General features: G+C 42.7%; 20 protein-coding genes. 5 read left to right on the top strand and 15 right to left on the bottom strand.

What is annotated here, in order from left to right:
• Positions 1–9: 9 nt before the first annotated feature.
• Entirely contained in the window at positions 10–1,347 is a 1,338-nt protein-coding gene (locus FB592_RS18485) for a sodium-dependent transporter (RefSeq protein WP_123373198.1), read from the bottom strand.
• 218 nt (positions 1,348–1,565) lie between these two features.
• On the opposite strand from FB592_RS18485, the gene FB592_RS18480 reads away from it, so the two are divergent.
• The gene (locus FB592_RS18480; protein WP_004399225.1) at positions 1,566–2,531 is read left to right on the top strand and encodes a bile acid:sodium symporter family protein; all 966 of its coding nucleotides are present in this window, start codon (positions 1,566–1,568) and stop codon (positions 2,529–2,531) included.
• A 49-nt stretch (positions 2,532–2,580) separates the two neighbouring features.
• On the opposite strand, the gene odhB is transcribed toward FB592_RS18480, so the two are convergent.
• The 8 genes from odhB to cdaS all read right to left on the bottom strand — a co-directional run bounded on the left by odhB (position 2,581) and on the right by cdaS (position 14,204).
• Positions 2,581–3,834 carry a 2-oxoglutarate dehydrogenase complex dihydrolipoyllysine-residue succinyltransferase gene (odhB, locus tag FB592_RS18475; protein ID WP_004399364.1) on the bottom strand — a complete coding sequence of 418 codons (1,254 nt, stop codon included), beginning with the start codon at positions 3,832–3,834 and terminating at the stop codon, positions 2,581–2,583.
• 15 nt (positions 3,835–3,849) lie between these two features.
• A complete protein-coding gene (sucA, locus tag FB592_RS18470; RefSeq protein WP_015483337.1) occupies positions 3,850–6,684 on the bottom strand; it encodes a 2-oxoglutarate dehydrogenase E1 component in 2,835 nt (944 codons plus the stop codon).
• 228 nt (positions 6,685–6,912) lie between these two features.
• On the bottom strand, positions 6,913–8,829 hold the full coding sequence (locus tag FB592_RS18465; RefSeq protein WP_141949954.1) for a nitric oxide reductase activation protein NorD: 1,917 nt from the start codon (positions 8,827–8,829) through the stop codon (positions 6,913–6,915).
• 10 nt (positions 8,830–8,839) lie between these two features.
• Complete coding sequence (locus FB592_RS18460) at positions 8,840–9,754, bottom strand: AAA family ATPase (protein ID WP_085187506.1); 915 nt, start codon at positions 9,752–9,754, stop codon at positions 8,840–8,842.
• A 64-nt stretch (positions 9,755–9,818) separates the two neighbouring features.
• Positions 9,819–10,409, bottom strand: a complete 591-nt coding sequence (locus FB592_RS18455) for a superoxide dismutase family protein (RefSeq protein ID WP_004399243.1) — start codon at positions 10,407–10,409, stop codon at positions 9,819–9,821.
• Positions 10,410–10,501: 92 nt separating this feature from the next.
• On the bottom strand, positions 10,502–11,746 hold the full coding sequence (cwlS, locus tag FB592_RS18450; RefSeq protein WP_004399265.1) for a D-gamma-glutamyl-meso-diaminopimelic acid endopeptidase CwlS: 1,245 nt from the start codon (positions 11,744–11,746) through the stop codon (positions 10,502–10,504).
• Positions 11,747–12,127: 381 nt separating this feature from the next.
• Positions 12,128–13,345, bottom strand: coding sequence for a macrolide family glycosyltransferase (locus FB592_RS18445; protein WP_021481473.1), 1,218 nt, complete (start codon positions 13,343–13,345; stop codon positions 12,128–12,130).
• 235 nt (positions 13,346–13,580) lie between these two features.
• Complete coding sequence (gene cdaS / locus FB592_RS18440; protein WP_072174170.1) at positions 13,581–14,204, bottom strand: cyclic di-AMP synthase CdaS; 624 nt, start codon at positions 14,202–14,204, stop codon at positions 13,581–13,583.
• 265 nt (positions 14,205–14,469) lie between these two features.
• On the opposite strand from cdaS, the gene FB592_RS18435 reads away from it, so the two are divergent.
• Entirely contained in the window at positions 14,470–15,828 is a 1,359-nt protein-coding gene (locus FB592_RS18435) for an MATE family efflux transporter (RefSeq protein WP_021481475.1), read from the top strand.
• Between the two features lie 15 nt (positions 15,829–15,843).
• Positions 15,844–16,692 carry an RsbT co-antagonist RsbRC gene (gene rsbRC / locus FB592_RS18430; RefSeq protein ID WP_021481476.1) on the top strand — a complete coding sequence of 283 codons (849 nt, stop codon included), beginning with the start codon at positions 15,844–15,846 and terminating at the stop codon, positions 16,690–16,692.
• A gap of 25 nt (positions 16,693–16,717) precedes the next feature.
• Here rsbRC and bshB2 read toward each other — a convergent pair whose 3' ends face one another.
• The 4 genes from bshB2 to rarD all read right to left on the bottom strand — a co-directional run bounded on the left by bshB2 (position 16,718) and on the right by rarD (position 18,999).
• Entirely contained in the window at positions 16,718–17,383 is a 666-nt protein-coding gene (gene bshB2, locus FB592_RS18425; protein WP_021481477.1) for a bacillithiol biosynthesis deacetylase BshB2, read from the bottom strand.
• Positions 17,384–17,401: 18 nt separating this feature from the next.
• Positions 17,402–17,752, bottom strand: a complete 351-nt coding sequence (locus FB592_RS18420; protein ID WP_003231213.1) for a YojF family protein — start codon at positions 17,750–17,752, stop codon at positions 17,402–17,404.
• Complete coding sequence (locus FB592_RS18415) at positions 17,749–18,027, bottom strand: hypothetical protein (protein ID WP_021481478.1); 279 nt, start codon at positions 18,025–18,027, stop codon at positions 17,749–17,751. The genes FB592_RS18420 and FB592_RS18415 overlap by 4 nt, the downstream gene beginning before the upstream one ends.
• 75 nt (positions 18,028–18,102) lie before the next feature.
• Positions 18,103–18,999: an EamA family transporter RarD gene (gene rarD, locus FB592_RS18410; RefSeq protein ID WP_021481479.1), complete on the bottom strand. Its 897-nt coding sequence runs from the start codon at positions 18,997–18,999 to the stop codon at positions 18,103–18,105.
• A gap of 98 nt (positions 19,000–19,097) precedes the next feature.
• Here rarD and FB592_RS18405 point away from each other — a divergent pair, with 98 nt between their 5' ends.
• On the top strand, positions 19,098–19,559 hold the full coding sequence (locus FB592_RS18405; RefSeq protein WP_021481480.1) for an Hsp20/alpha crystallin family protein: 462 nt from the start codon (positions 19,098–19,100) through the stop codon (positions 19,557–19,559).
• A 33-nt stretch (positions 19,560–19,592) separates the two neighbouring features.
• On the opposite strand, the gene FB592_RS18400 is transcribed toward FB592_RS18405, so the two are convergent.
• Both FB592_RS18400 and FB592_RS18395 read right to left on the bottom strand, forming a co-directional pair.
• On the bottom strand, positions 19,593–19,829 hold the full coding sequence (locus FB592_RS18400) for a hypothetical protein (protein WP_004399366.1): 237 nt from the start codon (positions 19,827–19,829) through the stop codon (positions 19,593–19,595).
• A gap of 84 nt (positions 19,830–19,913) precedes the next feature.
• Positions 19,914–21,248, bottom strand: coding sequence for a gluconate:H+ symporter (locus FB592_RS18395; RefSeq protein WP_141949950.1), 1,335 nt, complete (start codon positions 21,246–21,248; stop codon positions 19,914–19,916).
• A gap of 365 nt (positions 21,249–21,613) precedes the next feature.
• On the opposite strand from FB592_RS18395, the gene FB592_RS18390 reads away from it, so the two are divergent.
• Entirely contained in the window at positions 21,614–22,003 is a 390-nt protein-coding gene (locus FB592_RS18390) for a tautomerase family protein (RefSeq protein WP_141949947.1), read from the top strand.
• The last annotated feature ends 395 nt before the right edge of the window (positions 22,004–22,398 follow it).

Below are 22,398 nucleotides of genomic sequence, written 5' to 3'. Positions count from 1 at the left end.
CTTCGTGTTTTAAAAAATCCCTACCACATGCAAAAACACGATGATGATGGCAACAGGAGATAAATATCGAATGAGCAGCAGCCAAACCGCAAACCACTTTCGTTTGAGATTGGAACCGCTTTTCAGCTCGTCAAACAAATCCTGTTTCGGTATTTTTAGCGGAACAAAAATCGAAATCAGTAACGCACCTAACGGCATTAAAATATTGCTCACAAGATAGTCAGCCGCATCAAAAATAGACAGATGAAATATAGTGACGTCACTTAAGACACCGTATGATAATGCAGACGGCACACCGACAATAAAAATAGCAATACCGCCTAACCAAGCGAATCGTTTTCTCTTATTGATATCGCCTTTCGACAGTACTGCGACCAAAATTTCCAGCATTGAAAAAGCAGATGTCAATGCAGCAAATAAAAATAGAAGTAAAAATGCTAATAAAAAGATAATTCCGAACGGCATTTGATTAAACACAGTCGGCAGAACGTTAAATAACAGAACCGGGCCTTGGTCTGGCTTGAGGCCGAATGAAAAGACAGCTGGAAAAATCGCAATTCCGGCCATTACAGCAACAAGCATGTTCATAACAGTTACAGATACAGCGGACTGTACCAGATTTTCCTGTTTCTCTAAATAAGCGCTATACGTTACCATGACAGATACACCGACACTTAATAAGAAAAAGGATTGTCCCATTGCATATAAAATGGTATTGGCATCAATTGCAGTTAAATCAGGCATGAGGAAAAATTTGATTCCTTCCATCGCGCCATCAAGTGTAACCGAACGCACCATTAAAATGATGAATAATAGAAAAAGCGCCGGCATTAATACTTGGCTTGCTTTTTCAATTCCGCTGCTTACCCCTTTTGCAACAACTAAAATTGTTACCACCATAAAGAGCAGCTGGCCTCCTACAGCCAAATAAGGATTTGAAATGGTACTTGCAAATATCGTATCAAAACCAGATGTTTGCGATAAACCGCCAGTGAAGCCTTTTATAATATAAATTAAAATCCATCCGCCTACGACACTGTAGAAAGATAGAAGAATAAAGCACGTCACCATGCCTAAATAACCGATCCAATGCCACTTCGTTCCTGGAGCAAGTGTTTTATAGGACTGAACGGCATCTTTCTGTGTTCTTCTGCCTATGATGAATTCACCTAACAATAAAGGCAGTCCGATTAAAACCGTAAATAAAATAAAAATAAGTAAAAATGCGCCTCCTCCGCTGGTTCCGGCAACATATGGGAATTTCCATATCGCACCAAGCCCGATAGCTGATCCTGCCGCGGCTAAAATAAAGCCGAGCTTCGAAGACCATTGATTTGCTTCCTTCACCGTATCACTCCTATTTGATCTAACCATTATAAAGGTTCATTGTAAGAATATCTTCCTATATAGTCAAGAACATTTTAATTAGTTTACATCATATATCTATAGACATCTGCCAAAAACTAATATTGAATTATTCAGAAAATTATTTATAATAAGAGAATGTTATGAAATTTGTAAGAATTTCTGCTGAAGTTCTTGATAAGTGTGTTAGGAGTGTTTTTATGGACATCATTAGAAAAATAAGTCATTTTGCAGGACAAACCTTTGGCATATGGGTCATTGTTTTTGCAGTGCTGGGATTTTCTTTCCCATCTTTATTTACGTGGATCAGTTCTTATATTACGATTTTTCTTGGCATTATCATGTTTGGGATGGGCCTTACACTGCAAGCCGATGATTTCAAAGAGCTGGTCAGAAAGCCTTGGCAAGTTATTATTGGAGTAATAGCTCAGTATACGATCATGCCGCTCGTTGCTTTCGGCCTCGCATTTGGGCTTCATCTTCCAGCTGAAATCGCAGTTGGTGTTATTCTTGTCGGCTGCTGTCCCGGGGGAACTGCATCTAATGTTATGACATTCTTAGCAAAAGGAAATACTGCCCTTTCTGTTGCGGTTACGACAATTTCTACCTTATTGGCACCTGTTGTAACACCGTTGTTGATTATGCTGTTTGCCAAAGAATGGCTTCCTGTCTCGCCGGGGTCTTTGTTTATCTCAATCTTACAGGCGGTTTTATTTCCGATCATTGCAGGTCTGATTGTCAAAATGTTTTTCAGAAAACAAGTGGCAAAAGCCGTACATGCCCTTCCGCTTGTTTCTGTCATTGGCATCGTTGCGATTGTCTCAGCTGTCGTCAGCGGCAATCGGGAAAATCTGCTTCAATCGGGGTTGCTCATTTTTTCAGTTGTTATCCTGCATAACGGTATCGGTTATTTACTGGGGTTTCTTTGTGCAAAGCTTTTAAAAATGGATTACCCGTCTCAAAAAGCGATCGCAATCGAAGTCGGCATGCAAAACTCCGGACTCGGGGCCGCACTTGCCACGGCTCATTTCTCACCGTTATCTGCCGTACCCAGCGCAATATTCAGTGTGTGGCATAACCTTTCAGGTTCTATGCTTGCAACATATTGGTCAAAAAAAGTGAAAAAGAAGCAAGCTGGATCCAAAAGCAGCAATCTATCACTTTAAATATGCATCAAAAAGGGTACATCACTTTATCGTGATGTACCCTTTTTTATTATCCTTCTAATAAAAGCTGTTCAGGATCTTCCAGTAAATTTTTGATTGTCACGAGGAAACCAACCGCTTCTTTACCGTCTACAATTCGGTGATCATAAGATAAAGCGATATACATCATCGGACGGTTTTCGAAACGCTCTTCATCAATGGCTACAGGGCGCAGCTGAATCTTATGCATGCCCAGTATACCGACTTGCGGGCTGTTTAAAATTGGAGTTGACATCAATGAACCGAAAGTCCCTCCGTTTGTAATAGTGAAGGAGCCTCCCTGAAGCTCGCTAAGGGTTAATTTATTGTTTCTTGCTTTTTTCGCAAGCTCGCCGATCTCTTTTTCGATTCCTGCAAATGTCAGGCGATCCGCATCCCGCACAACCGGAACGACAAGACCTTCATCAGCAGCAACAGCGATTCCGATATCGTAGAATTTTTTAACGATCAACTCATCGCCTTGAATTTCTGCATTCAACAGCGGATATTTTTTCAATGCAGCCACGACCGCTTTCGTGAAGAAAGACATAAAGCCGAGCTTCACTTCATTTTGCTCAAAAAATTGATCTTTGCGGCGTTTTCTGAGATTCATGACAGCCGTCATGTCCACTTCATTAAATGTAGTCAGCATCGCTGATGTTTGCTGTACCTCTACAAGGCGTTTTGCAATCGTTTGTCTGCGGCGTGACATTTTTTGCACTTCAACAGGTTTGTCAAAGCTTTGCTGTGCTTTTTGAGCCTGAGGCTGCTGCTTTTGCTGAGGAGCCGGTTTTGATGCCGGTTTTTCGTACGCTTCGACATCCTGCTTGCGCACTCTTCCAAGCGGATCTCCAGTTGGAACTTGAGACAGGTCAATTCCTTTTTCTCTCGCAAGCTTACGGGCCGACGGAGAAGCGATCGTTCTTGATTTTGCTTCAGATTGTGCTTCCTCGCTCACCTCTTGTGCAGCTGGTTCAGCCTGTTTCTCTTCTTTTACGCTTTCCTTGCTTTCTGTTTTCTCTGTAGGAGCAGGGGCAGAACTTTCACCCGCGCCTTCTGAAATCGTACCGATAATTTCTCCGACCTGGACGGTATCACCCGAATCTTTCAATACCTCTTGAAGTACACCCGATTCTTCTGCTGTCAATTCAACATTCACTTTATCCGTTTCTAGTTCAAGCAGATATTCACCCTGTTCTACATAGTCACCAGGCTGCTTTAACCATTGGGCTATTGTTCCTTCTGAGATTGATTCTGCTAATTCAGGTACCTTAATTTCCGCCATTTTTTCATTTCCCCCTTAGTTTTTGCGAGTCAAGCTATCAGATACAATACGTTCCTGTTCTTTTTTATGAACTGTCGGATCTCCCTCTGCAGGGCTGGATCGTCTTCTTCGTCCAATATATTGAACGCTTACTCCCTCTGGTGCAATCTCTGTCAAATACGGGCTGATATAACCCCAAGCCCCCATGTTCTGCGGCTCTTCCTGCACCCAAACGATTTCTTTCAGGTTCGGAAGTTTTGCAAATAATTCTTTGACTCCTTTTGCCGGGAATGGATACAGCTGTTCGATTCTCGCAATGTGAAGCCACTCTTTACCGTCTTCTAACTTATTAAAATGATCGCTAATGTCTATAGACACTTTACCGCTGGATAATACAAGTCTGGTTACTTTTTCATAGTCATGAGAAAGTCCCGACTGTTCATAAACAGGCTGGAAGCGGCTTTCGCTGAGCTCCTGCACTTCCGACACCGTATTTGGGTTGCGAAGAAGGCTCTTCGGCGTCATAATGACGAGCGGTCTGATTTCTTCACGAAGCAGCATTTTAGCCTGTCTTCTTAAAATATGGAAATACTGTGCCGCGCTTGTCAGGTTGGCAACCGTCCAGTTGTTTTCCGCTGCAAGCTGCAGGAATCGCTCAATTCTTCCGCTTGAGTGCTCAGGCCCCTGTCCCTCGTAACCGTGCGGGAGCAGCATGACTAATCCGGATTTTTGGCCCCATTTCGCGCGTCCGGCAGAAATAAATTGGTCAAAATACACTTGAGCAGCGTTGGCAAAATCTCCGTACTGTGCTTCCCACAAAACAAGCGTTTCCGGTGAATGCACGTTATAGCCGTATTCAAAACCGAGAACCGATCCTTCAGACAGCGGGCTGTTATGAACAGCAAATGATGTGCTGCAGTCAGATAAGTGATGAAGCGGCACAAATTCTTTGCCCGTCTCACTGTCATGAAGCACAAGGTTTCTTTGGGCGAACGTTCCGCGCTCGGAATCCTGTCCTGTTAAACGAATCGGTGTTCCGTCTTTCAAAATTGAAGCAAACGCGAGTGATTCTGCCAAAGACCATTCCACTTTTCTGTCATCATCGAACGCCTTGGCGCGTCTTTCTAAAATGCGCTTTAGCTTGCCGAAAACATTAAATGACTCCGGCCAGTTGATCAATTCGCCATTCAGCTTGCGGAGCACATCAAAATCAATCGAAGTGTCCACATCTGGGAAACCGTTTGATACAGGCTCTGGAAGTTCAATTTCACAAGCAGTGTGTTCCTTTTTAGACGGAACTTTCTGATATGCATCCTCAATGCGCTTCGTTACCGATTTTTCGATGTTTTGAACGACTTCCTCGGTAAGCACGCCTTCTTTTACCAGCTTTTCAGCGAAAATTTGTTTGACGGTCGGATGCTTTCTGACAGCATCATACAGCATTGGCTGAGTGGTTGACGGTTCATCCATTTCGTTGTGTCCATAGCGTCTGTACCCGATCAAATCAATCAGAAAATCCTTGTTGAATGTTTTTCGGTATTCGACCGCAAACTTAACAGCTGAAAGACAAGCTTCAGGATCGTCCGCATTCACGTGAACAATCGGAATTTCATAACCCTTGGCCAGGTCGCTGGCATATTTTGTCGATCTGGATTCAGCGCTTTCTGTTGTGAATCCGATCATGTTATTGGCGATAATATGAATCGCACCGCCTACTTGATACCCTTTTAAAGAGCTTAAATTCAATGTTTCAGCTACAATTCCTTCCCCAGGGAATGCAGCATCTCCATGGATTAAAATGGCCAGCGATTTTGTTTCATCTTGTACCGGGTATCCGCTTTGTGTTCGCGTTTCCTGTGCCGCTCTTGTGCTGCCTTCAACAATCGGATTGATAAATTCCAAGTGGCTCGGGTTGTTCGCTAACGTAATGCGCGCTGATTTTGTTTCAGCGTCTTGAAGCTCCCGATTCGCCCCCAAATGGTATTTGACATCCCCTGTCCATCCGTAGCTGATTCCAATGGATCCCTCAGACGGTACAAGATCTTTGTTCGGCGCATGCTGGAATTCAGAGAAGATGATTTCATACGGTTTGCCGAGCACATGTGCCAAGACATTCAGGCGTCCCCTGTGCGCCATCCCGATGTTGACACTTGTCGTGCCTGATTTGACAGATTGTGCAATAATGTCATCAAGCACTGGAACAAGAGCGTCCAGACCCTCAATGGAAAAGCGCTTCTGCCCGACGAATGTGCGGTGCAAAAACTGCTCAAAGCCCTCTACTTCTGTCAATCTTTCCAGCACAGCTGACAGCTTTTCAGCTGAGTTCTTCTGGAACAGCTCGCCAGATTCAATCTTTCTTGTCAGCCACTCGCGCTCTTTGAAGTCATGCACATGGTCAAATTCAAAAGAGATGGTTCTTTTATACGTATTTCGTAAATACTGAATGGCTTCTAAACCGTTCGTAATGTTTTTAGGAGCGTCTTTGCAGATGACAGACGCAGGTATTGCTTTTATTTCCTCTTCTGTTAGCCCGTAATCGGATAATGGAAAAAGTTCGCTCTTTTTCTCATCCTTTCTGAGCGGATTGACGGAAGCGTTCAAATGGCCATAGGTTCGGATATCTTCTGCAAGTCTGACTGCGGATGCGATCTTTTGAATCAGATCGGCTGTAACACGTCCCTTTTCTTTTGTTCCCGAGGCCTCTTTTATATCGCTTGGCGGAGCACCGAGCTCGTCGAACATTTCCTTCAAATCCGGGTCAATGCTGTTCGGATCCTGGGTATACTGATCGTAAAGCTCCAGCGCATAGCCGAGGTTCGGACCGTAAAAATCTTCCCAATTCATTCGTTGTTTCATACTATTTTGAAACATTTGAATATTACCCCCAACTTAAATAATCAAGTGATTGATTCACTATCTTGAAATAACTTTCGAACGCTGTGTCCAAAATTATGTAATAAAAACGCTTCCAACGATATTTTACCACTGTTTGCAATTTGATTCTACCTTGATTGTTCACAAAATAGTAAAAAACCTTTATAAAAAACAAAAAATTTAATCATTCGAAAAAACAAACGCCAAAAAGCATAGGATTAAGGGCTATCCTATGCTTTTATGAAGCAGTTTTTTCAGCAGCGGATACAAAACATCCGGTAGCTGATCAACATCCGGGACAAATATACTGAATTTTCCGTACATATCCTGGATCGTCTTCATTTGCGATTCTTCTATTTCTGAGTTGGAGAGAAAAACATTTATCACTTCTATTCCTCTTTTTCGGGCTTCGATAACCGCCTCACTTGTATCAACGATCCCATTTTGTTCGTAGCCAAATGCGGCCGGCTCTCCATCTGAGAAAACAATTAAGAACTTTTGCGCCTCGCTGCGATGCAGCATTTTTTTCGTCATCTGCCTAATTGCGTACCCGTCACGGTTATCTTCCTCTGGCTCAAGCTGCATAATGGCCGGTCCAGACTCTTGTCTTAATGATGATTGGAAGGGAATAACCGTATTGAAATAGTTTGGCTGGCTTGTTTCGGTTGCATCATTTGTGTCCTCCCAAAAACCGACAATCTGATGCGGAACCGCTACCGATTTCAACGCTTCGTGAAACAGCACGATTCCTCGTTTTGTTTCTTCCATTTTGTCGAACATGCTGGCGGAACAATCGACCAGCAATGTAAAAACTGCGTCGATTTCTGAAGATGGTTCTTGCTTTTTGTAGAACAGGCGCGGATTTCGCTCAGTGAAGTAACGAAGAAGCTTATTGTTCAGTCTCCCGGCATGAAGGTCTGTTCTCGGCAATGTTTTTTTATGCTCCAGCGTTTTTTGAATCATTTGTTTCAAACGCTTTTGATACGATTCAATCGTTTTTGCCTGCTGTTTATAAGAAAGCTCTTCTTCACTGGTTGCCGGCTGCGGTTCTTTATAAATTGGAAATGCATATTTATTTTCTTTGCCGTCAGCCATACCCGCTCCGTTCGGCTGGTCTTTTTGGGACTCCAGCGCTTCCAGCTTGGAATAGTCTTTCCGTTTCGTTTGTCTGGCTGATCCTTGAACAGAGCCAAGGGCCTGATCTCCATCGTCGCCTTCCCTTGAAGCATCTTTTCCTAAATCTGATTTTGCGCCGTGTTCAATATCAAATTGAAGGAAGCTTTTAGACGGTGCTTCTGTTTCCCGGTGCCATGTCGGCATTTCTTCTTCATGGATATCCTCATCACCGTCTGATTGTTTTGGAAGCGTGATGTCATCACTCAGCTTCGGCGCTTTTTTCTCTTCTTCAAATAACGGCTGTTCTGCAGCTTTTGCGTAATCAAGCTCAGGCAAAAAGAAGTAGGTGTTCAACATGTCTTTATCGAGTACCTCTTCAAGTCCGTCCATGAGGTCCTCAACAATTTTCAGAACCTGCCGTGTCGAATCTGCTTCATACACACGCAAGAGCTGCTGCTCAATAAACGGGCGCATCAGATCGATATCTTCACGCATGGATGGAAGGGTCTCGAGCGGCGATTCCGCTGTGAGCTTGACATAGATCGCGCAAAAGAGCGCATCGGTAAAAATGCTTCGTTCCAAATTTAAGGTCAGCTGGGTTGAGAAATGTTTTCTGTACATGTCTTTTCGCTTCGCAAATACATGTTTCGTACCCGGACGCTCACGTTTGATGCATTCTTCGATCCTAATGTCTTCAAGCAGCATAAAGAGCTGCTTGGCAAAACTTTTAAAGGTGAGATGACGATGGGTATCATTCAAAAAGTTCGCAAACTCATGCAGCGAGCTATATCTTGTTCCGACTGAACGCAGGTAGACGTCGCTTTTCAGACCCGCTTCCATGTCCTCAGCTGCCCTGTCTTTCCAAAAGTGGCTCATATAGATTTTCTTTTCAAATGGATTGTAATAGGACTGAACGCCATACTCCACTTCTACCGCTTCACTCTTGGTGAGTGTTTTGGCCAAATCAGTCAGCATCATAAATAAAAATGAATCAATCGTGCTGTCGTTAAATTTGATAAATTTCATCGCAGCCCCCTCATTCAAACAGAGTTTCTGCAATATTTCGGACGGCCGCTTTTTCCCGATCATCATCAAGCTTTTCTACAATTCCTCGCTCAATGGCACGACGCGGCGGAATATAAGCAGCTAAATCACATGTATCGATTAAAGCTCTGATGGACGCCGCTTCTTCAGACACCTGTCCGTTATTGGCCTGAACGATCAAGTCAGAGGAAAGCGTGATAAATCTGTCAATCAATTTCTCGTCTTTCAGGGCTGACTGAGACATGAGCACTTGTTTCAGCAGCTCGCCTTTAATATAAGGCACATCAATGATGACAAAACGGTTTTTCAACGCTTCATTCAGAGGAACAGTTCCGACATAGCCTTCATTGATGGCTGCAATGACTCCGAAACCGCTTTTAGCCCGTATGACCTCGCCTGTAAACGGATTTGTCATCATTTTTCTGTAATCTAATACACCGTTTAAAATAGGCAGTGTTTCCGGCTTCGCCATATTGATTTCATCTATATAAAGAAAATGGCCTTCCTTCATTGCCTTTGTAACAGGTCCTGAAACAAACTCGATTGTCGCCTGGCCAGATTGATTTTCAATCGTTTTATAACCGACCAATGCCTCAGCGTCCAAGTCGACTGAACAGTTGACGCTGTGCATCGGTTTATTAAAATAGCTGGACAATGTTTCTGCCAACTTTGTTTTTCCTGAACCTGTAGGCCCTTTCAGCAGGACATTTTTCCCCATGGCTAATGCAATAATGGCGTCAAATAAAATGGCTTCATCCTCCGCCTCATAGCCTGATGTTCCTATAAGCGATTGAAACTCCGGGGAAATAGGCTGCTCTTTATATGATAAAAGCTTTTGTTGTATATCTTCCGGCAATGTTAAGTGCTGTAGTTGAGTTGTCATAGACAGATTCCCTTTCCTATTCATATTCCATTAACGAGTATACTAAAAAAGCCCCTGTATGCTCAATACAAAAGGGCTTGGATGATAATTACTGCTTCTCGTTATTTCCCAAAAGGGCTCCGCAGACAATACGCGCACCGGAATTGCCGCTTGGGTTTGTCAGATAATCGTCCGCTTGTTCATGAATAATAAATGCACTTCCGTCCTCGTCGAGAATATTTAGTTTACTTCCTTTTTTCAGTGAAGTGTCAGGCGCATTCATTATGACATCTACCTTTCCATCAGCACCGACTTCAAGGTTCGGCAGATCTCCGGCATGATGCCCCATCGGATTATTGAAGCCGTGTTCTTTGTTCAGTGGATTAAAGGGACCGCCCGCTGATTCAAAATCCGGCCTGACACAAGAACCTTTCTCATAAATATGAAAACCGAGAGAAGCACCTGGACGCAGGCTGTTTGCGGAAATATGAATATCGAGGCCTTCATCATCTGATTCTTTGATCTCTATAAAACCGACTGCTTTCCCTTCACGATTGACCAGCTGGACATGATGACCAAACGCTGACGTTTCAACCACTTTTTTTTCCGGCACCCGGTTAGGAGGGTCTGGAGGTTTTTTTTGTCCGCATCCGGCAACTCCCAGTGCCGTCAGCATCATCAACAGCAAGAGACGGTGCATACTGTCTCCCCCTTGTTTTTTCTAACAGTGTGGTCAATCATTGTCTGGTATAAACAAAAAAGCCTATAAAAGGCTTTTTGTCATACTCATTTTTAAAAATAACTTCTTGCGCCCAAGTACCGCTGTTTCCAATACGAATTGCTGAGATTGGAAATGTCGACGCCCGATGAGCTTGCATGAATAAAATCACCGCCGCCTAGATAAATCCCCATATGAGACGGGCCGGATTTATATGTGGTAAAGAAGACAAAGTCTCCTACTGACGGCTGGCTGACTTTCTGCATGACATTCCAATATCCTGCCGTACTCAATCTTGATATAGATGATACATTATTAATGAGGTAATAAATGAAGCCGCTGCAATCAAAACCGGCAGGCGTGTTTCCGCCCCATCGGTAAGGCACTCCGACATATTTTTTCGCTTCCGTGATCATTCTGTCAATCTTCGAGCCTATTTGAATGTTTGACCCTGAGTTATCTTTTGGCTTTGTTGGCTTTGTCGGATTTGAAGGATTAGATTTTGATGCTCCAGAAATAGTCAGAACCTGCCCGATTTGCAGCACATCCGATGATAAATTGTTTTTATCACGGATGCTTTGGACAGTGACTCCGAGCCGATTTGCAATTTTCCACAGCGAATCGCCTGCTTTTACCTTGTACGTCGTTGTTTTTGAGGGATTGGAGTTTGACGGCTTTTTGGAACCGCTGTTTCCGTTCTTAGGCGAACTGCTTCCTTTTATTTTGAGCACCTGTTTAGGATAAAGTGTATCTGATGTTAAGCCATTTAAAGTTTTTAATTCGGCTACAGTCATATTTAAGCTGTTTGCGATTTTCCACAGTGAGTCACCAAGCTTGACCGTATATGTACTTTTTGAAGAACCTGAAGAATTGGAACCGCTGTTTTTCTTTGATCCATTTGATCCGCTTGAACTGCTTGTCCCTTTGATCTTAAGCTTTTGCCCCGGACGAATCAGGTCACTGCTCAGGCTGTTTAAGCTTTTAAGCTCAGAAACACTCATTTTATGATTTTTAGCAATCATCCATAGGGAATCACCATATGCAACTGTGTATGTTGACGTTTTGCTTGAATTAGATGGGGATGTCGTGCTTTTTTTGCTGCTTTCAGGAACCTTAAGACTTTGTCCGACATAAAGCACCGTTGATTTCAATTTGTTTTCGGATTTCAGAGCTGATATTGTCGTATCATACTGGCGGGAAAGTTTCCAAAGAGAGTCACCGCTTTTTACTTTTATCGTTTTTGCTTCCGCGGGTGCTGCGGCCATCGACGACCCAACAACTGCAGAAACAGCCAAGCCGGCTACAATCTTCTTTTTCATTCATTCAACCTCCTAAACTGTTTTTTTGTAAAAACAGCTAGTATTTTGTTTCCAAAAATGGCACACAACTGTTTTATCGTCAATTTTTCAGCAAGTTAAACCCTTTTCAAACATTTGGCGCAGCATTTTCAGCATCGTTCGACCTTTAAACCTTCAAATAAACATCTAACATTTTACATAAGCACGATATGTTTTTCGAAAGTCTTAGGAACTATTTAAGTGAGGGTAAAAATGATGGTTTTCTATTGATGAACGAAGCAGTTTCTCCTCCTTTCTTGTCTATTTTTCTAATCAATTCTCTATCGGCGTATCAAATCCCTTCCTCTGCATTCTTATGAAATGGCAAAAAGCCTGTTCTTTCGATAAGAACAGGCTTTTACACTATGCGTTTGCTGATTGAGTTTTTTGTTTTACAGCTTCAAGAATGCTATCGGCCGCTTTTTTAGAGCCGCCTGCCGCTTTCAGTGATTGTCCAATTTCTTTTGCCTTTTCAGCATACGAACGATTATTCATTACTTCTTGTATCGTCTCTTTCAGTAGGCTTTCAGACAATTCTTCCTTTTTAATTACTTTTCCTGCGCCGACTTTTTCTACCTGATCTGCGACAACAAATTGGTCGCCTCCCATCGGAATGACAACGAGCGGGGTTTCAAAATACAAACCTTCACTTGTGCTGTTCATTCCGCCGTGGGTCACAAATAAGCTGGCTCTTTTCAAGATCTCAAGCTGAGGGACATACGGGCGTACATTGAAATTCTCCGGAATGTCGTTTAACTCACTTGTTTTAATATGCTTGCCGATGGAAAGCACAACTTTACCGTCAAAGTCCTTACACACTTCAAGGCATTGATTAAAAAACTGCTTTTGATTATTAAAAATGGTTCCCATTGAAATAAACAGCACGTTTTCATTGTCAATCTGATCAAATGGGAAATCATTGTTTCCGGCTCTTTCTGTAATGGAAGGACCGACAAATACATATCGCTCGCCAAATTGCTCAGCCAGTGGCTGAAATCCCCTTGATGTAAAGACGATTGTCAAGTCACCATCAGCTAAAAAAACATCAAATGGCTTCTTGATCTCTGCTTGAAAATCAGCATTTAACGTTTCTGCAAGCTGCTGGTATGATTCATAATGAGGCGAATCTTCAAGTGATCCTTTCATGTACGCTCCCATCATTTCCTTCGCAAATTCCTCATTCATCGCAAAGGTTGTACACAATGAAAATCTTGGCAGCTTCAGCATGTTGGCAATGACTTTACCCGCGAGAAGATGGTGATCATATATGACATAATCATACGATTCATGTTTGACTTCCTCATAAATATGAGTCGCGATATCCTTACAGGCTTTCAAAAAAGCGCAGAGCATTTCTGTGAAATCTCTTTCTTCATCGCCGGTTGCGTTTTTCCCGAAGTAATCTCCTCTGAAATCATGATACTCACGAAACTCTATATCAAGAGCTGTGATTTTTTCTTTATATTCCTTCACTGCGTAGTACGTAATGTTTTCTCCCCGGGATTTCAGCTCCTTCATCACACCGATAGAGGGATTAATATGCCCTTCACCGGGGAAACCGATCATTAATACATTAGCCATGCGGCAGCACCCTTCCTTTGAGAATTTATGTAATATTTTATACGGTACTATAAATGCATAAACAGGTAAAGTATTTCACTTAATTAATATTCATCATATATAACTTTTCTACCAGTTTATATTCCCTGTCTTCAAGACAAAAAGCATTCAGCTTGAAGCGAATGCTTTAATAAAGATGCGAATTCAGTCATTTTGTCTCATGATAGGATTCTTAATCAGGCCCTTTTTATTATTTTTACGTTCTTGGTGAAATTAACGGATATAATACACCGTCTTTGGCAAACGACATCTTCCCTGTTTCCTCTGAAACCACGAGCACCAGTGCATCCGTATAGCCCGACATACCGAGAGCCGCCCGGTGCCGGGTTCCCAAATGGATATCCACTTCCTTCGTCGTCAGCGGGAGCACATTGGCTGCTGACACGAGTTTGTTTTCCCTCACTAACAAAGCGCCGTCATGAAGAGGGTTTCCGGGGAAAAAGATGCTTTCAATTAATGAAGAGCTGATCTCGGCGTGTAGGGAGGTGCCTTTTTGAATAAAATGTTCAACCGGGTCCGCTCTTTCAATCACAATTAAAGCTCCATGCTTATGTTCCGATAAGGCTTTAATCGCCTTGGCCAGCTCAATAAATGCCGGCGTAAATTCCTCAATGTATGATTGCAAATAAAAGGAGGATGCAATCCCCTGCATGTCCTGAAAAATGTGCCCTAATTCATCTAATTCACAAAGGAGACACTGGTCTTTTTCGTGAAGCGTTTTCAAGATTAGAGATGCATCACCTAATATTTGCTCTAGGTACACCTGTATTTTCCCCTTGAACGCATTTTCTGATATCTGCTCATAGCGCATAATCTTCATCTCCTGTTCAAATTTCCAACTTTTCACGAATGCTTATCTTATTGATGCACATTCTATTGGTAAAGGAGGGATGTAAAGAATGGAAATCGAAAGAATCATTCAGTATATTTGCACCTTTTTAGGCGTGATTTCGCTTTCTTTTATTTATGCCCAAATGTTTAGAAAAACGAAACCGACAAAAAAAGAATAGGCCCGGCGTTCATTGCTTTTTATACATAAAATGTTATAATTTCTCTCGTTATGAAAAAGAAACGGAGATCAATGTATGAAAGAAACTCAAAATGCCCGGGAAAAAATCAAACAGCTCTTGCACATTTTAATACCGATATTCATTACCCAGGCGGGGCTTTCTCTTATGACTTTTCTAGATACGGTGATGTCAGGGAAAGTCAGCCCCGCTGATTTAGCGGGTGTCGCGATTGGCTCAAGCCTTTGGACCCCTGTTTACACAGGACTTGCAGGTATATTAATGGCGGTCACCCCGATTGTCGCTCAGCTATTAGGCGCAGAGAAAAAACAGAAGATCCCCTTTACTGTTTTACAGGCTGTATACGTGGCCGCGCTACTTAGCATCGCCGTTTTATTGATTGGATATGCTGCAGTTGACCTTATTCTTGGCCGATTGAACCTTGATATTCACGTGCATCAGATTGCTAAACACTTTTTAGGCTTTTTATCACTGGGAATTTTCCCTCTATTTGTTTACACCGTGTTGAGATCATTCATCGACTCATTAGGAAAAACGAGAGTCACCATGATGATTACACTCAGTTCTCTTCCGATCAATTTTGTATTGAATTATGTATTTATCTTCGGGAAGTTCGGAATGCCGGCACTTGGGGGTGTCGGCGCGGGGCTGGCATCCGCTTTAACTTATTGGTGTATCTGCATCATCAGTTTTTTCATTATTCATAAAAACGCACCGTTTTCTGAATACGGGATTTTCCTTACCATGTATAAGTTCTCTTGGAAAGCATGCAAAAATTTGCTCAAAATCGGGCTGCCTATTGGGTTCGCCGTGTTTTTTGAAACGAGCATTTTCGCAGCTGTCACGCTTCTAATGAGCCATTTTCATACAGTGACCATCGCGTCCCACCAGGCAGCCATGAATTTTGCGTCTCTTTTATATATGCTGCCGCTCAGCGTGTCCATGGCTCTAACAATTGTTGTCGGGTTTGAAGCGGGTGCAGCCCGTTTTAAGGATGCACGCTCATATAGCTTAATCGGCATCATGATGGCAATCGGCTTTTCTTTGTTCACTGCCGCCTGTATCCTTTTATTCAGAGAGCAAATTGCGGGCATGTACACTTCTGACCCCGATGTGCTCCGGCTGACACAGCACTTTTTAATTTATGCGCTATTTTTTCAGCTTTCCGATGCTGTTGCCGCACCGATCCAAGGAGCACTCAGAGGGTACAAAGATGTGAACTATACGCTTGCGGCCGCTTTTGTCTCTTACTGGGTCATTGGCCTTCCGGTCGGTTATATGGTCGGTACGTTTACAAGCCTCGGTGCATTCGGCTATTGGATTGGATTAATAGCAGGACTCGCCGCCGGAGCAGTTGGGCTGTTTTTCAGGCTGGCAAAACTGCAAAAACGTTATTCGCAAAAACAACACATTTAAAAGAGGTGATCAATCATGGCAAAAAACAAAAAATTATTCGAGTATCTTTCCCAGCATGCGGAAACCATCAGTTCAACGTGGTATGAAACAATCGAGGAGACTGACCCCAATTCCATTTATGCCTCAACAGACCCTGTTGTCATTCACAATTTAAAGAGCCAGAATCTTGCCTTTAACTATAAAATAAACCGTATTTTTATAGATAATGAGGATGTATACTTGCCTATACTGAAAGAATGGGCCTTTGAAGTCACACAGGATCAAGAGCATTTAAAAACTCCTATCCACTATATTATTCGGGAGTTTGTCAGAGTGAGAGATTTATATGTTTCCTATGTGAAAGAATTTGTCCATCTCAATCAGGATACTGTGAAAAACGAAGAAGCCGAAGACCTGTATCACGCCCTTATAAAAGCGTTTGATCTTGTGATTCATATTTTTATAGAAGAAATGTACAAAAACACAAGCCTTCAGCTTCAGGCCCAAAAAGATATGATTACTGAATTGAGCGCTCCGGTCATCGTGCTGTTTCACAGCGTCGGACTGCTGCCTTTAATCGGAGATATTGATACAGTCCGCGCCAAGCTGATTATGGAAAACACACTGCATCAATGTGCGAAAAAAAAGGTGACACAACTGTATATTGATTTGTCAGGAGTAGCTGTGATTGATACGATGGTTGCTCATCAGCTGTTCAGTCTGATTGAGGCGCTTCGTTTAATCGGTGTTTCTTCAACTTTGTCTGGAATCCGTCCGGAAATCGCGCAAACAGCGGTTCAGCTAGGTTTGTCTTTCGAAGGTATTTCCTTGAGATCCACTCTCGCTTCAGCAATTGCATCGGACTTAAAATTAAAAAAGGTATAAGGCTTAAGGCCTTATACCTTTTTGATTAATCATTCCATTGATACGTCCAATATATTTCTTCTTCAAACCATGTTGCCATAACAGGTTCATTATTTTTCAATTTCTCTTCAAGCTCTCTGAGCATGCCTTCTGTTTGTGTGCGGTGAGCTCTTAACGCATTCATTTTAATATCAGCTACTTCTTTGATATCAAGTACGACATCAGCTTCGCCGAGAACCTCTTCTCTATTGCGGGTAATGGCCATGCAGAGCGTGCGCGGACGGTCTTCTTTCTTTTTGCGATATAATGCACGGATAACCGCTTCCCCGCATGCATCATGGTCAGGGTGCACACCGTGTCCGGGATAAAATGTGACAATTAAACTTGGTTTTACATCATCTATGATCTCTTCCATGATATCAGCTAAATACTCATCATCTTCAAATTCGAGCGTTTTGTCACGGAGTCCAAGCATACGAAGGTCATTGATATCCATTTCTTTGCAAGCATTGATGAGCTCTTGTTTTCTTAATAGCGGCAACGTTTCCCGGTTCGCGAAAAATGGATCGCCCATATTTCTGCCCATTTCACCTAAAGTAGCGCAGGCATACGTAACGGGAATGTCTTTTTTTCTGTTTAAGGCAATGAGGCCTGCCACTCCATATGATTCATCATCAGGGTGAGGCAGGATTACTAGTACATGTTCTTTCATTATTATTCACCCTTTTCTTTAAACTGTGAACGGTTTTTCGCTGATTTGCAGAGAAATAGCCAGTTTACCGCCCGGCAGGTGTCCCGCCATTAATAAACGGTTTTCTTCATCTACCGTGTATTCAGTCAAGCCTTCAGCATAAATCCAGCCTTCTTCTGTTTTCAAGCCAACGCGGTAAGGCCCGTTGCCTTTGATTTTTGCCTGATGATAAGTGACTTTTGCATTGCGGATATACGCAACAACCGTCATGTTCTTTTCATTTAAGTGCGCTGAATAAGAACCTGTGGTGGTTTCTAAATGGATATATACAGGGCGGTCCGCATATCGTTCTAAAGATGCTTGCACATCTTCTTTTATGATCGCTTTCATGATTGCTCCCCTCTTTCTTCTTTTAAATGCGCTGCACGTTCTGTATGTAATTTGACCAGCTGATATTTCACAGCCGGTTCGAGCTGTGAATTCACAATGCGCTGAATCGCGGCAAAATATTTTTCCAGCATCGGTTTTCGGAGTCTTGGATGTGTTCGTTTATCCAAGAGCTCAAGATCAATCGCCTCTGCTACCGCTTCTGCGTCATCATGTGCGAGAGATCGGTTATTCCAAAGTGAAGCATAGGCTTTCACTATCTCTTTATCATTGTCCATCGTCTTGCTCCTTTATGTCTTACATACATGAAATGATTATACATAATATATGCATCAGCTGAAAAGCCAAAGGCCTCAATGGCTTTTTGACGCCCGTTTCCACTTCACTTGTGAAAACGTAAACAAGATCAGCGCAGCCCATATACAGCTGAATGTAAAAGCCTTCGAGCTGGAAAATGGCTCATTGTAAACAAACAGCCCGATCAGAAGGGTAATGGTCGGCGCAATATATTGTAAGATACCGACTTGATACAGTGGCAGCCGTTTCGCTCCTTCCGCAAACAATAAGAGCGGCAAAGCCGTAAACACACCGGCCAAAAAGAGAAGCAGCCACGTCCCTCCGCTTTCTGCACCCGCTGGCTGAACATGTCCGCTGAACAGCAAATACCCTAATGCAATCGGCATAATCATGAATGTTTCCAGCGTTAAACCGATGGCGCTCGGCAGGCTTGTTCTTTTTTTGCTTAACCCGTACAGCCCAAAGCTGAATGCGAGGAGAAGCGCAACATAAGGAATGGAGCCGTATTGGAACGCCGAGATGATGACACCGGCTGCCGCAATCGAAACGGCCACTAATTGCAGGCGATTCAGTTTTTCCTTTAAAAATAAAATCCCAAGGAGCACTGATACAAGCGGATTAATGTAATAGCCAAGACTAGCCTCAAGCAAAAAGCCATGGTTTACAGCCCATATGTATACAAACCAGTTGATCGAAATCAGGATAGAAGCAAGAAATAAAGAGAGGATCCCTCCGTTCTTTTTCAGAGAGCGCAGCTCCTGCCATCCTATTTTCCATTGCCGCAAGAAAAAAAGTACGATACACATAAAAACAAAAGACCATATAATACGATGAGCCAAAATATCAAGAGCCGGCAGCTGTTCGAGAAGCTTCCAATAGAGCGGAAACAGGCCCCACATGATAAAGGAAACGGCTGTGTAAATAACGCCTTTTTTTGTTTCTGAATATTGCATTTATATCCCTGCCTTTCTTTAGAGCATCTTATATTATATCACGTGAAAGATCTGGCGGGCATATACTATTTTGTCCGTGAAGAAAGGATGTGAAGACAATGTTTGAGTGGAACAAGTACTTTCCTTTCCACAATCAATTTTCTAAAGAAGCATTAAAAAAAGCTGATCCGAAAGAAGTTGAAACGTATGTCAATCGTGTGATGGAAAGTGTGTTCGGCAGTGATTATGCGGCTCAATTTCCTTTCCGCGATCCTCTCCCCCAAAAAGAACAGCCCGCCAAACCTGATGTCAAACCTGATATTGATATATTCGAAACTGCAGACCATGTGTTTGTAAAGGTGCCAATCAGCGAAGAATGGCTGGAACAAGTGAGAATCAAACACACATCTCACGAATTATGGTTGGAAAACTTCCCAAGAGCAGATCATCCGAAAAAAGTAAATCTTCCTTGTTTAGTCAAACGCAAAGGAACAAAAGCCGTCTATAAGGATGGCCTTCTGGAAGTCATGTTTCAAAAGCAGCAAGACTACAATATGTCCGAGGTAGAAATCATCCGATAAAAAACGGCCTGCAATCGATGCAGGCCGTTTTTATTAATAGAAGCCGGGATATCCCCCGTATGGCACGCCGGCACCAAAACCGTACGGTCCGCCTCCGTATCCATAAGGGCCAGGAGGATAGGCATAGGGACGAGAATAGTTAAACAGCGCACTCCCGAGAAAACCGCCTAATAAACCGCCGACTAGAGGAGCGCCAAACAAAAAAGGACTACGCGCCGGATATCCGGCTGGACCTGGGATTCCGCGTAAATACGAATGATGAGGGTACATGATTTTTTCCTCCTTTATGTCTGCCTATACGTAAAGTATTCAGCAAGGAAGAAAAACGATTGGGCTACGGACTGTCTATGATTGTTACATCACAAGCTCTGCCAAAAACACACAGCCGAGTCCTGTAACCGAAAGAACTGTTGTAAGCAGCGTCCAGGTTTGAAATGTTTCTTTCATGCTCAAGCCGAAAAATTCCTTTACCATCCAAAATCCTGCATCATTTACATGACACGCAATGACACTGCCGGCTCCTGTTGCAAGCACCATTAACGCGGGGTTTACACTGCCAGCCTCCATAAGCGGAGCTGCCATTCCCGCTGTGGTAAGCGCAGCCACGGTAGCAGAGCCTAGACACAGACGCAGAACCGCGGCGATGGTCCATGTAACGAATAGCGGCGACATGTTTGTTTGGCGGAAAAAATCAGCGACATAATCGCCGACCCCGCCGTCAATCAGCACCTGTTTAAACGCTCCTCCCCCTCCTATGATGAGCAGCATCATCGCAATTTGCGAAATTGATTCTGAAATAGATCTGCTGATTTCCTGCATAGATATTTTACGGGCATATCCCATCGTATAGAGTGCAAGCAACAGCGAAATGAGCATTGCCGTTCCTGGAGTGCCGATAAATTCTATAATGTCTTTTCCTTTTGAATGTTCATTCAATAATAAAGAAAAAACTGTTGCCATTGCCATAAAGATAACCGGGAATAAAGACGTGACAGCACTGATCGCAAAGCCCGGTGTTTCATCCAGCTGAAATTCTTTCCTCGGTCCTAACCCCGATAAGTTTCCATGCTTTTGATACGCACCAGGAAACCGTTTCATCGCAAATTTATTAAATAAAGGCCCGGCAATCACAGTTGTCGGAACAGCGATGATGATTCCAAAAAGCAGCACCTGGCCAATATGGGCACCGTATGCAACTGAGATAGCAGTTGGAGCAGGATGCGGGGGCAAAAATCCGTGAGTAACATTTAAGGCGGCGGCCATCGGGATTCCCAGATACAGAAAAGGCATTTTTAATTCTTTAGCAATCGCGTAAACAATCGGTATCAACAGAACAAGACCCACTTCAAAAAACAGCGCAATACCGATGATAAAAGAGGCAACTACAACCGCCGCCTGTATTCGTTCCTTCCCGAATTTGTCAATCAGCGTAATGGCAATCCGGTAGCCGCCCCCAGCATCTGAGACAAGTCTCCCGAGCATTGCGCCAAGTCCAAACACTAAAGCTAAATGCCCCAGTTGCCCCCCAATTCCAGTCTCAATTGAAAGAACAATTTTATTGATATCCATTCCAAGTCCGATGGCTACTAAAAATGAAACGACAATCAGTGAGACAAAGGTATTTAATTTTATTTTAATAATGAGAAATAACAGAATCAGCACTCCGACAGCTACAATTAAAATCGGCATGGAAACCCCTCCAAAAGTGTTTTATATGATTCTCGCGACATTGTTTCGGCGCTTTTCATGCCTAGATGAATAGAAAACGCTTTCATTTATAAATAACAACGTATTGGTTATATGATTGTTACCTTTTGATCAACTAATATGTTCATACTAATCTCCTAATCAATGACTGTCAATCGTTTTTATGAGCTTGTCTCAATTACCTACCGCCTAACCCAATGATTTATTAGTTATATGTTGATTAACTTTTGGTTATATGTTATGTTTTTAAAAGTTGACTGCCAATCATTATATCTATCCATTGTCTGGAAGCAAATATGACAATATGAGAACAGACGGATAACAACTTCACAGAAGGAGGAGTACACATGCCATTATTGCGTTTTGATGTAATTGAAGGCCGTGATGAAAAATCGCTGCAATTGTTATTAGATACTGCTCACCAAGCGATGGTTGAAGCATTTGGTGTTCCGGAAAGAGACCGTTATCAAATTGTCCACCAGCACCCTGCAAACGAGCTTATTATCCAGGATACAGGATTAGGATTGCAAAGAAGCAAGGATCTGGTCATCATCAGTATGACCAGCAAAGCAAGAACCAAAAGCCAAAAGGAAAAATTATATGCTCTGCTTGCTGAAAGGCTAGAAGAAAAATGCGGAATTTCCCCTGAAGACCTAATGGTATCTATTACTGAGAATGGTGACGCAGACTGGAGTTTTGGTCTCGGTGAGGCGCAATTTTTGAATGGAAAACTATAAGATTTCGTCTCCCCACAAAAAAAAGAAGAGAGAGCTCCAAAGAAGCTCTCTCTTTTTTCATAAATGCGGAAGTCATCAGTATAGAAGCATCCAGCAATACGAAAAACCTGGATCTCCTTTTATATCCGGTTTAAATGCCAATTGGAAGCTGACTGGGTTTTGGCCGAAAATATAAAATTTTGCTGATTTGCATAATAAGATACATCATAATCCCCATTTACAATAGGTTGGATGTTATAGCTTATTGATCATTTCCTATTTTATATATCCCCTTCATATGCACATGACACTTTTGTCAATCCGGAAATATCAGTCTGACAAATATAAAAAGTCATGTAAACGGGTGTGAACCGTACTTACATGACTCACCATGGAAACAAGAGCGCTTTTTCAGA

The sequence above is a fragment of the Bacillus sp. SJZ110 genome (genome assembly GCF_006715455.1).
GTDB lineage: Bacteria > Bacillota > Bacilli > Bacillales > Bacillaceae > Bacillus > Bacillus subtilis.
This window is presented reverse-complemented; position numbering and strand designations above follow the sequence as displayed.